The 15,599-nt window shown below is 36.1% G+C and carries 17 protein-coding genes; 2 read left to right on the plus strand and 15 right to left on the minus strand.

What is annotated here, in order from left to right; all coding sequences use genetic code 11:
- Positions 1 to 66: 66 nt before the first annotated feature.
- Positions 67 to 1,044: an NADPH:quinone reductase gene (locus M3166_RS06575; protein ID WP_251688493.1), complete on the minus strand. Its 978-nt coding sequence runs from the start codon at positions 1,042 to 1,044 to the stop codon at positions 67 to 69.
- 184 nt (positions 1,045 to 1,228) lie between these two features.
- Between M3166_RS06575 and M3166_RS06580 the strand changes: the two genes are divergently transcribed.
- A complete protein-coding gene (locus M3166_RS06580; RefSeq protein ID WP_251688496.1) occupies positions 1,229 to 3,043 on the plus strand; it encodes a serine hydrolase domain-containing protein in 1,815 nt (604 codons plus the stop codon).
- A 115-nt stretch (positions 3,044 to 3,158) separates the two neighbouring features.
- Here M3166_RS06580 and M3166_RS06585 read toward each other — a convergent pair whose 3' ends face one another.
- The 11 genes from M3166_RS06585 to M3166_RS06635 all read right to left on the minus strand — a co-directional run bounded on the left by M3166_RS06585 (position 3,159) and on the right by M3166_RS06635 (position 10,998).
- Positions 3,159 to 3,941: an enoyl-CoA hydratase/isomerase family protein gene (locus tag M3166_RS06585; protein ID WP_251688498.1), complete on the minus strand. Its 783-nt coding sequence runs from the start codon at positions 3,939 to 3,941 to the stop codon at positions 3,159 to 3,161.
- Between the two features lie 81 nt (positions 3,942 to 4,022).
- Positions 4,023 to 4,241 (minus strand): AMP-binding enzyme, encoded by a 219-nt coding sequence (locus tag M3166_RS06590; protein ID WP_251688501.1) that lies wholly within the window; start codon positions 4,239 to 4,241, stop codon positions 4,023 to 4,025.
- Positions 4,241 to 5,575, minus strand: a complete 1,335-nt coding sequence (locus M3166_RS06595) for a class I adenylate-forming enzyme family protein (protein WP_251688503.1) — start codon at positions 5,573 to 5,575, stop codon at positions 4,241 to 4,243. Before M3166_RS06595 ends, M3166_RS06590 begins: the two co-directional genes overlap by 1 nt.
- Positions 5,576 to 5,752: 177 nt before the next feature.
- Positions 5,753 to 7,003: a DUF4153 domain-containing protein gene (locus M3166_RS06600; RefSeq protein WP_251688506.1), complete on the minus strand. Its 1,251-nt coding sequence runs from the start codon at positions 7,001 to 7,003 to the stop codon at positions 5,753 to 5,755.
- Between the two features lie 48 nt (positions 7,004 to 7,051).
- The gene (locus M3166_RS06605) at positions 7,052 to 7,267 is read right to left on the minus strand and encodes a helix-turn-helix domain-containing protein (protein ID WP_251688508.1); all 216 of its coding nucleotides are present in this window, start codon (positions 7,265 to 7,267) and stop codon (positions 7,052 to 7,054) included.
- Positions 7,268 to 7,278: 11 nt separating this feature from the next.
- Positions 7,279 to 7,761, minus strand: coding sequence for a DUF2975 domain-containing protein (locus M3166_RS06610; RefSeq protein WP_251688511.1), 483 nt, complete (start codon positions 7,759 to 7,761; stop codon positions 7,279 to 7,281).
- A gap of 220 nt (positions 7,762 to 7,981) precedes the next feature.
- The gene (locus M3166_RS06615; protein WP_251688513.1) at positions 7,982 to 9,469 is read right to left on the minus strand and encodes a hypothetical protein; all 1,488 of its coding nucleotides are present in this window, start codon (positions 9,467 to 9,469) and stop codon (positions 7,982 to 7,984) included.
- A gap of 26 nt (positions 9,470 to 9,495) precedes the next feature.
- Complete coding sequence (locus M3166_RS06620; RefSeq protein ID WP_251688515.1) at positions 9,496 to 9,717, minus strand: hypothetical protein; 222 nt, start codon at positions 9,715 to 9,717, stop codon at positions 9,496 to 9,498.
- Positions 9,718 to 10,086: 369 nt separating this feature from the next.
- Positions 10,087 to 10,272, minus strand: coding sequence for a hypothetical protein (locus M3166_RS06625; RefSeq protein WP_251688517.1), 186 nt, complete (start codon positions 10,270 to 10,272; stop codon positions 10,087 to 10,089).
- 14 nt (positions 10,273 to 10,286) lie between these two features.
- The gene (locus M3166_RS06630) at positions 10,287 to 10,454 is read right to left on the minus strand and encodes a YvrJ family protein (RefSeq protein WP_251688520.1); all 168 of its coding nucleotides are present in this window, start codon (positions 10,452 to 10,454) and stop codon (positions 10,287 to 10,289) included.
- Positions 10,447 to 10,998, minus strand: coding sequence for a sigma factor-like helix-turn-helix DNA-binding protein (locus M3166_RS06635; RefSeq protein ID WP_251688522.1), 552 nt, complete (start codon positions 10,996 to 10,998; stop codon positions 10,447 to 10,449). The genes M3166_RS06630 and M3166_RS06635 overlap by 8 nt, the downstream gene beginning before the upstream one ends.
- A 415-nt stretch (positions 10,999 to 11,413) precedes the next feature.
- Between M3166_RS06635 and M3166_RS06640 the strand changes: the two genes are divergently transcribed.
- The gene (locus tag M3166_RS06640; protein ID WP_251688524.1) at positions 11,414 to 12,271 is read left to right on the plus strand and encodes an XRE family transcriptional regulator; all 858 of its coding nucleotides are present in this window, start codon (positions 11,414 to 11,416) and stop codon (positions 12,269 to 12,271) included.
- Positions 12,272 to 12,443: 172 nt separating this feature from the next.
- On the opposite strand, the gene M3166_RS06645 is transcribed toward M3166_RS06640, so the two are convergent.
- The 3 genes from M3166_RS06645 to M3166_RS06655 all read right to left on the minus strand — a co-directional run bounded on the left by M3166_RS06645 (position 12,444) and on the right by M3166_RS06655 (position 15,591).
- Positions 12,444 to 13,286, minus strand: a complete 843-nt coding sequence (locus tag M3166_RS06645) for a GGDEF domain-containing protein (RefSeq protein WP_251688527.1) — start codon at positions 13,284 to 13,286, stop codon at positions 12,444 to 12,446.
- Between the two features lie 292 nt (positions 13,287 to 13,578).
- Entirely contained in the window at positions 13,579 to 14,244 is a 666-nt protein-coding gene (locus M3166_RS06650; protein WP_251688528.1) for a metal-dependent hydrolase, read from the minus strand.
- Between the two features lie 174 nt (positions 14,245 to 14,418).
- Positions 14,419 to 15,591, minus strand: a complete 1,173-nt coding sequence (locus tag M3166_RS06655; RefSeq protein WP_251688542.1) for an MDR family MFS transporter — start codon at positions 15,589 to 15,591, stop codon at positions 14,419 to 14,421.
- Between the last annotated feature and the right edge of the window lie 8 nt (positions 15,592 to 15,599).

Below are 15,599 nucleotides of genomic sequence, written 5' to 3' on the forward strand. Positions count from 1 at the left end.
TATTTATTTTATTTATGAGAATAGTCAGATAAAAAGGACTAGTAAAAATACTAGTCCCAAAATGAATTATTGAGTTTTTATAACTACTTTCCCGTTATGCTCCCCATTGATCACTGCATCAAATGCCTTGCCAGCCTGTTCCAATGGATAACTGTAACCTACAACAGGTTTTAGCTGTTCTGTTTCAAGCAGCTTTGACACACCGTATATCAGTTCCTGGTGTTCTTCGGCCGATACATTAAACAGTACCATCCCACGTATATCACATTCTTTTTGCATCACTAGACGGGGATTAATTTCAATTTCCCCGCGGTTCCCGACAATTACGATGACACCGTGTTTGGCAAGTATCTGCAAATCAGTTTGCAGATTTTCGTTTGCCAGAAATTCGATAATGACATCCGGACCTTTGCCGTCATTGGCATCAAGTACAGTTTCGATTGTTTCTTCTTTAATATGATCAAGCACGACATCCGCGCCTGCTTCCTTTACCAGTTGTTTCCCGGAATCACGGCTTGCTGTACCAATCACTTTTGCACCTAAAGCTTTTGCGATTTGAACAGCCTGTAAACCTACAGCGCCACTAGCTCCATGAATGAAAACTGTTTGCCCTGACTGCACGTTTGCTCTTCCAAATACTGCTCTGTATGCAGTCAATGCCGGAACTCCTAATGCTGCTCCCTGTTCAAACGAAATATGCTGTGGAATCGGATGAACAAAGCGGCTTTCACAAACAATCTGTTGTGCTAATGTACCAGTCGCCTTACCATTCGGCAAGCTCGCGATAAATACTCGGTCCCCTACTTTTACGTTTGTCACGTGCTCGCCGATCTCTTCCACAATCCCAGCACCGTCTAGGCCTGGCGTATACGGAAGAGTCGGTTTTATCGCATATGTACCTGTAGAAGTATAAACATCACTTGGATTCACACCTGCTGCATGAAGGTTTATCAGTACTTCATTTTCAGCTGGCGTATGCAATTTGGCCTGCTCTACTACTAAATTTTCTGAAGTACCAAATTGATTGATTCTTATCGTTTTCACTAACTTCACCCCATCATCTATATTGTATTAAGAATATTAGAAAAATTACTATTTGTATAGAGATAGCTTCGCTTAAAAACATAGGTAATTTCTTTAAATTGTAATATTTCAATTGTTTAGTATGTATTGATATAAGAGGAGGGGAGAAATAATAAGAAAAATAATTTTATCGGTAGTTGTACTGGTGCTAAGTTTTGTACCCGTTGTTTCTGCAAAAGAACTTATGTCTACACCTTCAGGGATTGCTTATACCGAGCTAAAGGACCGTGTGAATGAATATGCTTCGAAATACATCGGGACTTCTACAGTTGGAGCCAATGTACTGATTATAAAGGACGGAGAAATTTTCTTGAATACGGCATATGGCTTTGCTGATGTTGAAAATCAGGTAAAAGTCACAACGGATACTGTTTTTGAATGGGGTTCCGTTACGAAGCTTCTTGTGTGGACCAGTGTGATGCAGCTTGTAGAGCAAGGGAAATTGAAATTAGATGAAGATATTCGTGCGTATTTACCGGAAGGATTTTTGACAAAAATACGGCATGATACCCCTATCACAATGTTAAACCTGATGCACCATAATGCTGGCTGGGAAGAAAAATTTACAGATCTATTCTATATGTCAGCAAACGAAATAAAGCCTTTAGAAGAAATGCTTCAAATTACTGAGCCTTATCAGGTGCGCGAACCAGGAAGTGTAGTTGCCTATTCAAACTATGGTGTAGCACTCGCAGGCTTTATTGTGGAACAGCTTACAGAACAGCCTTTTTATGATTATGTAAACGATCATATATTTTCTGTTTTAGGTATGAAGGACACAACGATTCATCCGACACAGGAAGATAACGAAAATGTAAAAGTAAAAAGAGATGACATTTATGGATATATTATGAGCAGCAAAGATGAATTTACTATTTCTAAAAATGAACGAATCTTTATCGGTTTATATCCCGCCGGAAGTGCAATTGGAACAATCGAGGATGCAGCTAAATTCATGTTGGCCCTTATGCCGGCAGACGGCGAGAACAGCCCGTTGTTTCAAGATAACCGTACATTAGATGAAATGCTGACGACAAGTGATGTTTATGACGATGGCGTACCACGTAATGCACATGGTTTTTGGAAAGGGCTATACACAGTTGAAGTGTTTGAACATGCGGGAAATACAGATAGTTTTTCGAGTAATTTTACCTTTTCAAAAGATAAAGATTTGGGCGTAATTGTTTTTACTAATCAGGCGGGTGAAGCAGGACTGAGTTACGGTTTGCCAACCCTTGTGTACGGGGAGTATTCTGCTGATGTTGGCAAGCAAACTATGCCAAATACGCATGAGCTTGATGGAAGTTACTTTATGGCAAGGCAACCTTATAAAGGTTTCACTAAACTGTACAGTGCCCTTAGTATTGGTCATTTTGAAGCGACAGAAACAAACAGAGTGAATGCTTTTGGGATGGAAATTGAACAAATCGCGCCTTATCTTTATAGATCTTTAGATGATTACCGTATATATTTTCATGTTACGCTGAATGGTGGTAACGTGGAAAAGATTTCAATGCCGACAAGTGATTTTTTGCCTGTCTCTCAAAGTATGAAAATCATTCATATTTTTAGTATCATAGCGGCAGCTTTTAGTGGTTTGTATACGCTCATAGTTATAGTGATTTTGTTCATCAAAAAAATCATCCATCGAAAAAAAGCAATCCGAGGGACAGTTATCGATAAATGGGAATTGCTTTTACTTTCCACTAATATTATACCTTTTATAAATGTCATGATTTTAGCCTATAGAACTTTGAATTATGTTTCTTATTCAGCCTTAAAAATTCATTTTTGGGTGAATTTCGCATATATCGCCTTCGTAGCTATTTGTCTAGTAACGTTATTTTTAAACTGGAGAAAAATAAAACCTGCAGGTGGTATAAAAATTCGCTATGTATGTTCATATATGTCAGCACTATTGCTCGTCGTACTCATTCTTTGCTGGGAGCTCTATTATTAATTAAACCTTTTGCGATTGCGCTTCCATAATCGTTCTATTTCATCATGTACCTGGTGCAGAGAAATTAGGATTGTAATGCACCCGGTACATTGTTCATGAAAACAATTTTTTCAATCTAAGATTTATTAAAAACAGGTTTTCGTTTTTCAAAGAAGGCTTCGACACCTTCTTTAAAATTGGCCGACTCAAAACACATTGCTTGTGCAAATCCTTCTAGCTCCATAGATTGGGACAGATCATCAAGAACACTTCTATTTACTAATTTCTTCATTAATCCTAGAGCCATCTGTGGACCATCTGTAAGCTGTTTAGCTAATTTGTAAATTTCATTTGTCAACAACTCGTCTTCAACTACTCGATTAACAATCCCAAGTTCTAGAGCCTGCTCGCTTGATACTTTTTCACCCAAAAACATCATTTCAAGTGCCCGATGTCTTCCTATGAGTCTAGGTAAAAAATAGATGGCACCTAAATCAGGAATTAACCCGACTTTTGAAAAGCTTTGAATGAATACAGCAGATTGATTTGCAATGATCATATCGCAAGCTAATGCCAGACTTACCCCTGCTCCAGCTGCCGCTCCGTTTACAGCAGCGATAACAGGTTTCTCAAGATTTACAATGGAAGAAATCATCTCGTGTCCCGATTGCAGTCTCTTCCGTCCGGTTGCCCCATCAACATCTTTTGACGCACTTAAATCCCCGCCCGCAGAAAACGTATTTCCTTCACCTGTTAAAATAATCACTTTCACATCATCATTGTTTTTAACTTCCGTAAAGAAATCTCTTAATTCTTCCCGCATTGGAAGGTCTAGCGCATTTCTCACATGAGGGCGATTTAATTTAACGGTACAAACACCATTTTCTGCAATTGTCACTTGTATCCTTTTGTTAAGCAAGCCGCTTCTGCCTCCTTCATTATTTCCTGTAAAAATATGACTATTCTTAAAATTAAAACTAGATTCTGTACATTTCTGTAGTTATAATTGATAAGCTCCCTTACGTAAAACCGTTTTAAGTACCTTTCCTGTTGCATTTCTAGGTAAAGATTCCATAAATTCAATCGCCCGCGGTTTTTTATAAGAAGCAATGCTACTATGACAAAATCGAATTACCTGTTCCTCAGTCATCTGTTTACCAGGCTTTAAGACAATAAATGCTTTGACAGCTTCACCCCATTGAGGATCAGGAATTCCCACTACGGCAGCTTCCAAATATCCGGATGAGAATATAAAACATCCTCCAATTCTTTCGGATAAATGTTTTCACCGCCACTAATAATCATATCCTTTTTCCGGTCTACCACATAAATGAAGCCTTCTTCATCCATTCTCACTAAATCGCCGCTATGAAACCAGCCCCCTATGAATGCTTCTTCGGTTGCCTCTTCATTTTTATAATACTCCTTCATTGTAGTGGGTCCCTGATACACAATTTCTCCCACTTCTCCAACAGGCACATCGTTCATTTCATTATCGACAATTCTTACTCTTACGTTAATGGAAGGTTTTCCAACAGATTCAGTCTTCCTAAGTGCGTCTTCACCGGTCAAATAAGTTGTGGAGGGACTCATTTCTGTTTGTCCAAACGCTTCTAAAATACTTGCATTTTTAAACACTTGCAAAATTTTCCTTTTTATTTCAATAGGACAGATTGCTCCACCTAAAGCACAGTTTGTCATCGAGCTTAAGTCATACTCTAATAAGTTTGGCACTTGGAACAAAAAATTCCACATCGCCGGAACCATAAACATTGTTTCAACTTTTTCATCCTGAATCGTTTTTAGAACAACATCCGGCTGGAACTCACGATGCAAAATAATTGTGCCTTCTATTAGACAATTTTGTAGAAGAGAGGATAGAGCCGCAACGTGAAAAAGAGGAGGAATAATCAGTTGCTTTGCTCCCTTTCTAGGTGGAGAATGATAGAGTTTATTCATCGCATTCATATAATAATTTTTATGGGTTAATACTGCTCCCTTTGGCTTACCTGTTGTACCCGATGTATAAATAATTGCATGTGCATGTTCGTCAGTGACATTTACTTCCTCGTAGTCAGCAGGAGTACTATATATTGCCTCATATGGAATCATTTTTGTTTGAAGTTCGGAATCCCCGCATTTAATTGGAACAATGAGCTTAACTTGAGGCAAGTTAATCGAGCGAATGCTTTCTATGAATTCTTCTTCAATAAATAATATAGTTACATCGGATTGGTTAAGAATATATTCAATCTCCTTAGAAACTAAACGGTAATTGACCGGGACAAAAACGCCACCACTTAATGAGACACCAAAATATAGCTCGACAAATGGTAGCCCATTTTTCAGCAAACACCCTACTTTGTCATTTACACCAATCCCTTGCGCTTGTAGCCATCCTGCTAAATGCCTCGAACGCAACAAAAGTTCCCGATAGGTTATTCGACGATCTCCATAAATGAACGCATCCCTTTCAGGAACATTATGCGCGGCATATTTAAGCGCTTCCCCTATCAACAGTTGTTGGGACATCGATAATACTTTTGGTTCCATCTCCATCACCTTTCTTTCTAATATTTATTATTAATAAATATTCATTCGCTGATATATTTAGAATGATGACTAGTCGCTTTATTGGATATCCACTTATATATGTAAAGGTAGAAAAAACAAAACGACCTTGCTCACAAAGCATAGGTCGTTTATATTTTGCTTGAAATTGCTATATTACTAATTAAAAATTACCGGAAATGTAAATATAACTAAAGCTGCCCATAGTCCGTATACCGGCAGATACTTCGTAACGGCATTTTGGATAGCATTAGGTCCGGATTTGTTTTGCAGATAACGCATATAGGAAATCATAATCCATAGTAGATTTGCACAGATTAGTATATTTACCCCTAAAACCGCAAGCCTATTCGGTGTTATACCATAGGATGTCAGTCTGAACATGATCGCTGATAATGCGACACTGTCAATAATTAGCGCAACAACGATTAAAGCGAAATTGACATAGTCGAAGATGCTCTTTTTATCGTCCGAGTCTTTCTCGGTAATGGAGAATATTGTAACAGCCAGTACGCCAAGTAGTATGCCGTTGAAAGCGATCAGGAAATTGCGGTCCAAAAACGGATTTTTTCCGACCGATAAGACCGTTACAAGGTATACAAGCAAAGTGATTAATACTAATGGACTGAAAATTTTTGCTATAAATGGGGTTATATTTTTGGCAAGCTTCAAATTCATTGAAACGAGGTGTACACCTACAACTGCAAGTGCCGCTGCACCAAATAACACGACATTGCTAAAATAGAAATCCCCAATATCCAAGGCGATAAAGCTAAATAACTGCATTGTTAAAAGTGCCAGAACCATCCCGCTAACAGCCATACTTACGTAAAGAATACCATATTCTAAATTAAATTTGATATAAGCTAATCTTGTACTGCTATTTAAATAATCATTTCCTGTATATGCAAGCCCTAATAGTACCCATAAGAAAATCGGGAAATGTAAATACGCTAAAATAATGCTATCGTCGTTGAAATTTAATGGCAGCATATTCAAATAAATTCCTGAAACTAAAAACATTGCCACTAACGAATAAATGACACTTTTTTTAGGTTTATGCTTGTAAACAAAGTAGGCAGCAATAAAGGGAATAATACCAAATGCCAGATTAATCGGAGCAATTGCTTCCTGTTCAACAAAATGGAATATAATTCTTGTGATTACCCCTGCCATGATCGCTAATATACCCATGAAAATAAATCCATTTTGAAATGATGCAGACTTTTTTGTACTTTCCGTTTCGCTGAAATTCAATCTTTCATACCAAACACTCAAAATTGGAGAATCAGAGTTTTGTTCCCATGCCTGTTTGAATGACTTGGTAAAAGCTTTCGGGTCTTTTCGATACATTCTCTCAAGTACATCGGGTTTAGTAATGTTTTTAATAATCAAATTATTACTCTCCATTGCCTTCCCTCCCCTAATTATTGTCATACAATATTTCCGCTGTAATAGTTAACTGTCTTCATCACTTTTGTATTCTAAAATATCTCCAGGCTGACAATCCAGCGCTTTACAGATGGCTTCTAATGTTGTTAACCGAATTGCCTTCGCCTTTCCATTTTTCAATATAGAAAGGTTTGCCATCGTGATCCCAACCTTTTCCGATAGTTCTGTTACACTCATTTTCCTTTTTGCCAACATCACATCAATATTAATTATAATTGCCATTGTTATTCACCTCAGACCGTTAAATCGTTTTCAGATTTAATATTAATTGCTTCTTGTAAAAGTTTTTGAAGAACAGCTGCAAAAACCGCAATTACCAATGAAGCAAAAGGAACAATTAATCCGACAAAAATAACTCCCGGCGCATCATCCAATTCCGCAAACACATAAAACAGCGGCAAAACTAATAAATGCAAAACACTGATTGTTATGGCACAAAACTTTATTTTCTTTAAAGGTTTCACAGCTAAATCGGAGAACGCTTTATTAATGTCGATATAGCGTAAAAGTAGGAATGCCTGATACAAAGCAAAGAAAAAAGGAATTGCCGAAGCATCGAAAACGATGTAAACATAATATTTCACGAAAGCAAACTCCGGAAGCATTTTTGCTGCTACATTTGCCAGTTCAGGTACTAAAAACATACATAGCGCTAAAACAGGAATTCCTAAAAAAATAACAGCAACTTTTAAAAACAACGTAGTTACCTTTTCCATAAATCGCACCTCACTTATTTATTTTCACTTTTGATCTTAATACATAATTTATCGTAAATCAATAAATATATATTAAATTTCATGACTTTTTTATTGCATAATAGCAATTTTATTCGGAATGAATTTCGTTATCCCAAACAAAAAGCTTGGAAAAACCTTAATAATTAAGGCTTTCCAAGCTTTTACTTATTGCTATTTAATTATTTTCAATTTGCCCCTCTTATTTTAGGAAGCTTAAAAAGCTAGAGAATGATGCAACAAGATCTTTGTAGTAACCAACCACTTTATCTTTTAATACGATTTTTTCACTTTGATCTTGTTCTGGTTCTGGATCTACACTAATTTCTTCCGTATCAGTTTGTACGGGTGCTTGTACCGGTTCTGAAACAATATTCTCCACTTCAGTTACCTGCTCTGGAGTTTCAACAGTTGAAGGTAGCTCCTCAGTTTCTTCAACTACTGGAGTTTCCAGATTTTCTTCAGTTTCAGTTGGTAGAGCTGTATTTTCAGCCGCGATATCTTGAGCTGTATCTTCCTCTACAGTTGTTGGTACTGTTTCTTCAACATCAGATGAAACATCAGTTGCTTCATCAATTAGTGGAATATTTTCAGTTTGTTCATTAGTTTGTTCAGAATCGGCATCACTTAAATATTGTTCAATATGAGTTTGGTAGTAGTTAATTAAGCTTTGGTAGCTGTTATCGATAAATTGATAAGATTCTTCTACCCATGTAGTAAAATCATCATCTGGTGTACCTTCTTCTACTTGATCATCATCAGTTACTGGTGCTGTCGGTTCTTCGATTACATTTTCTTCTACTGGTTCCTCTTCAGATACCGGTGTTTCTGTCTCATCAGTTACATCTTCTTCTGCTGGTTCCTCTTCAGACACTGGTGCTGTCGGTTCCTCTGTTACATCGTCCGTTTGATCATCTTCTAATACCGGTGTTTCTGTCTCGTCAGTTACATCTTCTTCTGCTGGTTCCTCTTCAGACACTGGTCCTGTCGGTTCCTCTGTTACATCGTCCGTTTGATCATCTTCTGATACCGGTGTTTCTGTTTCTTCAGTTTCAACCTCCTCTGTTGGATCCTCTTCAGACACTGGTACTGCCGATTCTTCTGTTACATCCTCGTCTGCTTGCTCTTCTTCAGATACCGGTGTTTCTGTCTCATCAGTTACAACTTCTTCTGTTTGACCATCTTCAGTTGCCGGTGTTTCTTTTTCTTCAGTTTCACCTTCTCCCGCTTGATCATCAGTTACTGGTGCTGTCGGTTCTTCTGTTACATCTTGTGCTTGATCATCGTCAGTTACTGGTGCATCTACTGTTACATCATCTTCAGTCGCCGGTGTCTCCGGCTCTTCTGCTACACCATCTTCAACAACATCATTCGTTGTATCATCTATATTATCATTATCTTCTAATTCATCCGTAGTTTCAGTTTTCTGCTGGGCAACTTGGCTGATAAGCTTCCCTTTTTCAGGAGAACCTGGCAGGCTCTTTGCAAATTCAGACACTTTCTGTCCATGATTTTTTGCGTGTTCAGTAATTTCCGGATTTACATCCTTTGCATCCAATTCCGCTGCAGAAATAGGTGCACCAGCAGCTAAAAATGATGCGGCTATAAATGATGTTGACATCACGAGTGGCGCTACTTTCTTAGAAAAATTTTTATTTGCTGTTTTAGAGTCCATTTGTTTTTTATTCATTACTTGATCGCTCCTAATTCGTATTTTTACTGATAGGATGGATTTTTCATTGATCCCGGTATTGATCGTTTCACCTCTGATTGAACCGAGTAAAATGATTCCTCAATTTTTTTGGCAGCACCATCTACTGCCTGTCTAGAATATAACAAAATTATATTACGATATTGTTTTACTCTGATTAAAATAGTTGATGTCTCCGTTACGAATTTTTCGAATTTTGCAATATAAGAAATAATATATTCAGCCAAAATCAAGTTCTTTTAATAGAATGGTTACGCTTCCATATTTGTGCTCTAGATATTTCATGTAATTTCCTTTACTGTTTAACGTGGTGAAATAATTTTACATATATCACGAGACAGTAAAAATTGTCTAAACAATTAAGACATTTTTCTCCCTATTATTACCGACAGAAAAATATAAAAGTTAAAGTACTATCAAATAATAGAGTTTATCCGGTAACATACCTTATTTATTATGTATCATGCATTTTTACATTCTTGTAATACCTGAGTTTCTTTACAACATCCAAGTCCATATAAATTAAAAAGGCATTTTAATAATCCAAAGATGAAACTAACTCCTTAGATATCAAAATGCCTCGCCAGCTATTCTATTCATTTAAACAATCCTTTTGGTTGTACAAAAACCGTATTTTTTAAAGTTTTAATGGTAACTTCATAAAGGTGCTGCTTAAGGTCATCCCGATTTTCCATTCTCGTTTGCAGTGAAGAATAAGAAATGACAGGTTCAATTCTTTTTAATAATTGAATAATTTCATTTGGATCAAATTGCTCGACCATAGTTAACCTCCCCTCTATTTTTTACTCCTTTCATGGTTTGTCTTAGTGAGGTCGTTCGATAATAAGTCAATTGAATTTCGTAATGAATCAATTTTTCCTTCGAATCGCATTAATAAATAAACCGCAATAGTAATTGGAAACCCGAAATTCCCCAATATTTGAAACAGCTGGCCCTCAATCATTCCCCTCCCTCCCTTCTCTTAATATATTTATTGATTTATGAATCATCTTAGAAATCGCTTGTTGGGAGACGTTGTAAATCTTCGCAATTTCCTTCTCAGTTAACTCGTTTACATACCGGTAATACAAAACTTGTTTTTGCTTAGTATTTAAACGTTTTAACAAAGTTATTAACATTTCATCACTCAACAAGCTCTCTAAGTCATTCTCAAAAATACTTTCGAATTGTATATAAGAATTTTCATCTTGAACTGTGTCTACCATTGCCAGGCTTTCATTTATAGGTGCATCCAAATTTAATTCGTATTTTTTATTGTACTCTCTTACCTTTGAATCAAATTTTTTGGATTCATATATAATTGCTTTTTTTATATAGGCGATACGTATAATCAGTTTTTCAAAATATTTAAATCGTTCATTTAGAGAATCCGCATTAGTACTTGTCGGCTCCTGTAAGTATGCATTATACAGTTTGTTATATTCTTCAATTTCTAAAAACCTTTTAAATACATTACTATTCACGACATCAGGATTTAAAATCTTCATTCGTCATACCCCTTATCTTTTTAGTTATAAAACATGAACCTCTGTTCGTTTTTAAATTAAAAAGACCGAATAGAATGCTTATCCCTTATTATATAAAGGGGAATTTCTAAAGAATAATACAACCAGAATATAAAATTATAGGGATATTAAAATTACTTCCAAATATACAATGCATTAATAAAAGAGGAGCACCAGGCGTAGGAGTTGGAATCTTATTACGACTGGTGCCATCATTTTATTACACCAAATGTTACTGTGAAAATATCTTTTTAACCCCCACCAATTCCTACTATCCATAAATCCAGAGCGATAATAATTAATTCAATCATTTTCCCACCCCCCTTTTTTTACTTATTTTACATAAATTACTCTCTGCCAACTTATAATATTAGTAAATGAATATTTGGAGGGTATTATGAACAATTACGGGAAAACATTAAAAAAAATTAGAGTTGGCAAAGGGTTTTCACAGAAATATGTTTCCAACAATATTTGTACACAAGGTAATTTCTCCAAATTTGAACTAGGTGAAAATAAAGATATTAAACATTCAACCTTAAGTGAATTTCTAGTACGAATAGAAACTTCATATGAAGAATTTAGATATATTGATAATGGTTATACCATGCCTTTAAGGGATGAAATCATTAACAATTTTTATAATCAAACATATAATAATTCGGAAAATTTATTGCAATTACAGAGGAGTTGTATTTCATTCTTAAAGGAATTTCCTGAGGATAAATTAATTAATAAAATATTTATCATTATAAAAAGTTTAGCAATATTAGCCAATACTAACGACATTCATCATGCAAAATTACTTGCCGAGCCCATTTGGATAGAATTATCTCGCAGAGACGACTTGTACTTGTCCGATATCTTTTTACTAAATTCTATACTTTATATTTTTCCAATTGAAACCGCTGTCGAAATGAAAAAATTTGCTTTTCGGCATATTGAAAAGTATAAAAATTTCCAGAATATAAACCGTATAAAAATAAATTTTTTAATTAATCTTTCCTTGTTATATCTAAAAAAACAAGATTATAATATGGCTTTAAAACAATTAGAAAATTCTATCGAACTATGTAAAATAGAAAAGCTTTTTATTAATCTGTCCATATGTTATATACGTAAGGGAATTTGTTTAAATAATTTGGGCCATTGCGGATTATATTGGCGAAATAAAGGGATGAATATGCTAGAAGCTTTAGATGAGATCGATTTGCTTTCTATTTTAGAGACAGAAGTCGAAAAATACTCAAATTAATTTAGTTTTATAACGAGGAAATAAACATCTGCTAAATGAAATTATTTGTTCGGAGTAAAAATGGCGAATTGTCCTCTTGCCCCTTGGGAAAACGTCCGCCGTAATGAAGAACAACGGCAACGAAGCAGACACAAAAAAGGCCGTTCAAATTTGAACGGCTTTTGATTTTGAATTAGTTAATCGTATCGTCTGGCAAACCTCTTAATTCTTTCTCTTTATACATCGCTCGATCGGCTTCTTTAATCATCTCATCTAAATTTGCATCTAAAACTTCTATTGTAAAGTATGATCCAATACTTGCCGAAACATGAATTATATATTGATCTAAAATCATTGGTTTCTCAAGTGCAGATTTTATTCTATCGGTAATCTTTTTTACGATCGATTGATTAATATTAGCCGTTAAAATGACAAATTCATCTCCACCCAATCGGCAAAGTAAGTCCGTCTCTCTTAATACGCCATCTATCCTCAAAACAATAATCTGCAGTAATTGATCCCCAACTTCATGTCCATATGTATCATTTATTTTTTTAAAGCCGTTCATATCAAGGAACAATACTGCAAGTGAGTCGACATTTTCATGCTTCATCAAATCAAACTTTTCCTTAAGCATTGAACGGTTTGCTGCTCCGGTTAAAGGGTCGTGGTAGGCTAAATCTTGTAACTTGTCGTTGGCCTCCCTCACTTTAAGAATGAAAACAATGAGGAAAATGGTTATAAATATTCCAAACAGTACTAAATAAATAAAGTCTTCCTGAATGACATTCGGAAAAATATCATCGTGAAGGTAAAAAAATGAATAGAATGTAAGAATAATCGAAGCGACCCCTGCCATCAATACGGCTTTTATCTGTTGATAAATGGCACTTAGCGGAAGTGCGAGCCACATGAAGAAATAATTTACTAAATACGGAGATTCATTAAGCAAGTAATAAAAATAAATATACATACTGCCGATCATTACATACATTGTAAATCTGGCATTCACTTTCTTTTGAATCAGCAATATCATGATAAGCCCAAATACTCCAAAAAACATTGCTGGAGGAAATATACTCTCTATTCCTTCAATAAAAATATTAATTATTATATGTGTAAAATAAAAAATACTTATTAATAGAAGCAATAATGAATTTCTCCGATGCATTTCAATCATAATTCACCTTCCTCTAACATCCGTATTGGGCAGAAATTATTGTAAACATTTAATTTATTATAGCTTATGCAGTTGAATAATAATTAACTAAATAAAGAAAAGATCTCCCGACAGTTCATTGAAACTGATGAAAGACCTCCCCTAAAATCTATATTCGTATTTTAAATACTTTATTCGTAATCGGAGCGAGAAATTTAACCCCTTTTACCGTCATCATATCACCTAAAATATGAGATAAATACGCCATCGTTGAGATGATTGCTAAATTTTCCGCGCCTGTACTCACTTCCAGCAGATGGGACATATATGCCCAAAAGACCACTGCACAAATTGTATGGGTAAACCCTCGATGCGGAAACCATCCAGCTGCCCCTATGTATACAGCAAACAGTACGAGCCACCACAGCTCATCGGTAATTGCATAATACAGAAGGAATAAACTTAAAATGGTCATTAAAATATTTTTCAGCGTTTCCTGACTTCTCATGGACAATGCGATAATAATTGCACCCAGTGCTAAAAACAGCAGTTTATTTTGTTGGGTAAACCATTCACCATCCAGAAAAGGCAAAAGATTTAAGTAGGCTGCCAAGGACAGAAGCATTATGATTCCACCGACCATTTGTCCGCCCTTTTTTATTTTTTTCGCCGTCTTCGTTACATGTTTATTCAACAAGTTGTTTCCGTCCAGATCCGGAGCAAGCGAAGCCACAGCGGATACAGCTAAAACGACCGGGATCATTTCTGGTTCTTGACTGACAGATGCGACTGCTCCGATTCCTAAACCAATTGTTAAATGTGTTCGACCTTTCATGTTGTCACCTCTTTGTTGTAAAGTCTTTTAACGGAATATACCGCGAACTTCTTATGTATTCAAAGTGTTCATTGTACTTAACGAAGTTCTATTAATCAAGTTTTTTCATTATAGGAACCTGATTTACTTTATGAGCTGCCCATTTGTTTTATTACTTACCGATTGTTCAACATTTCAAGCCAGTCTTTGAGCGCGGTTATATATAAAAATACTGCAAAGCATGATTAATGAAATAATCGCAAACATATAATCTATATAAACCGTTAACAGCCAGCCACCGATAATTGGTCCGATAAATCCTCCTATATTCTTAAACTGTGACGCACCAAGATATGTTCCCTTCTGATCCTCAGGTGCAATTTCCTCAATAACCGCGTTCATCATCGGAAAACAGAAAATCTCTCCAACTGAAAACACAATCATACTCGCAATGAACATCCAAGAACTATCGGAAACACCAAACAGAAATAATCCGACAGCAAAAATGACGACGCCAATTTTCAGCGAACTGTAAATTGAAATTTTTTCGCTTAATACTGTTAATGGCAGCTGAAATGCCAGCACTGTAATGGAGTTTGCGACAATCACATAGGAAAAGAGCTTCACCCCATCCTCCACATTCATATTAATGAATTGCGGCAGTGTCGAGTCGAACTGGGAATAACCGACCGTAATCAAAATGCCTCCCGCGATAAACAATAACAGTTTCTGGTCATGGAAAACTGCTTGTAGTACCGATCGGATTTGTTGTTTTGAACCAAGTCTTTTTTGTTTCATTTCATATCGATTTAACACGACGAGTAAAAATATGCCATACAAAGCATACATTATTCCGGTAATCATAAAAGGTGTCGCCGGGCTTGATAAGCTTGCGACCCATACACCAAGCAATGGACCCATAACGGCCGCAATATTAATGGCCGTGTAGCGTACAGAAAATAACCGTCTTTTTTTCGGATCTTCCGTAAAATCAATCATCAAAGCTTGAGTACCCGGTTCAAAAAATGAGCGGCATAACCCATTCACCGCATTCAACACGACAAAGTAACCAGCTGAAGGAGCTAGTGCAAACCCAACGAATGTAAGGCTCCATATAAAGACCGTAATAACAATAACCACTTTTCGTCCGAATCGATCGGTTAAATAGCCGCCGATTAATCCGCCGAATGTTGAAAACAGAGGGGCAATCCCAATAGTAACCCCGATTAATAAAGGCGAGGCTTGAAGTTCATTATGTAAATATAAAGCTAAAAACGGGATTGCCATAAAGCTCGCAGTCCGTACAAAAATCGTCCCACTTAATATGATCCATACAAGTGGATGAAAATAGTTAATAATTCTTGCCATAGCCCGCC

This window comes from Solibacillus isronensis (genome assembly GCF_023715405.1).
Classification (GTDB): Bacteria; Bacillota; Bacilli; order Bacillales_A; family Planococcaceae; genus Solibacillus; species Solibacillus isronensis_B.

Excerpts from the sequence above, each read along its gene's own strand:
- M3166_RS06595 (WP_251688503.1), bottom strand. The coding sequence starts at position 5,575 with ATGGAACCAAAAGTATTATCGATGTCCCAACAACTGTTGATAGGGGAA.
- M3166_RS06600 (WP_251688506.1), bottom strand. The coding sequence starts at position 7,003 with ATGGAGAGTAATAATTTGATTATTAAAAACATTACTAAACCCGATGTA.
- M3166_RS06605 (WP_251688508.1), bottom strand. The coding sequence starts at position 7,267 with ATGGCAATTATAATTAATATTGATGTGATGTTGGCAAAAAGGAAAATG.
- M3166_RS06610 (WP_251688511.1), bottom strand. The coding sequence starts at position 7,761 with ATGGAAAAGGTAACTACGTTGTTTTTAAAAGTTGCTGTTATTTTTTTA.
- M3166_RS06615 (WP_251688513.1), bottom strand. The coding sequence starts at position 9,469 with ATGAATAAAAAACAAATGGACTCTAAAACAGCAAATAAAAATTTTTCT.
- M3166_RS06625 (WP_251688517.1), bottom strand. The coding sequence starts at position 10,272 with ATGGTCGAGCAATTTGATCCAAATGAAATTATTCAATTATTAAAAAGA.
- M3166_RS06630 (WP_251688520.1), bottom strand. The coding sequence starts at position 10,454 with ATGATTGAGGGCCAGCTGTTTCAAATATTGGGGAATTTCGGGTTTCCA.
- M3166_RS06635 (WP_251688522.1), bottom strand. The coding sequence starts at position 10,998 with ATGAAGATTTTAAATCCTGATGTCGTGAATAGTAATGTATTTAAAAGG.
- M3166_RS06640 (WP_251688524.1), top strand. The coding sequence starts at position 11,414 with ATGAACAATTACGGGAAAACATTAAAAAAAATTAGAGTTGGCAAAGGG.
- M3166_RS06645 (WP_251688527.1), bottom strand. The coding sequence starts at position 13,286 with ATGATATTGCTGATTCAAAAGAAAGTGAATGCCAGATTTACAATGTAT.
- M3166_RS06650 (WP_251688528.1), bottom strand. The coding sequence starts at position 14,244 with ATGAAAGGTCGAACACATTTAACAATTGGTTTAGGAATCGGAGCAGTC.
- M3166_RS06655 (WP_251688542.1), bottom strand. The coding sequence starts at position 15,591 with ATGGCAAGAATTATTAACTATTTTCATCCACTTGTATGGATCATATTA.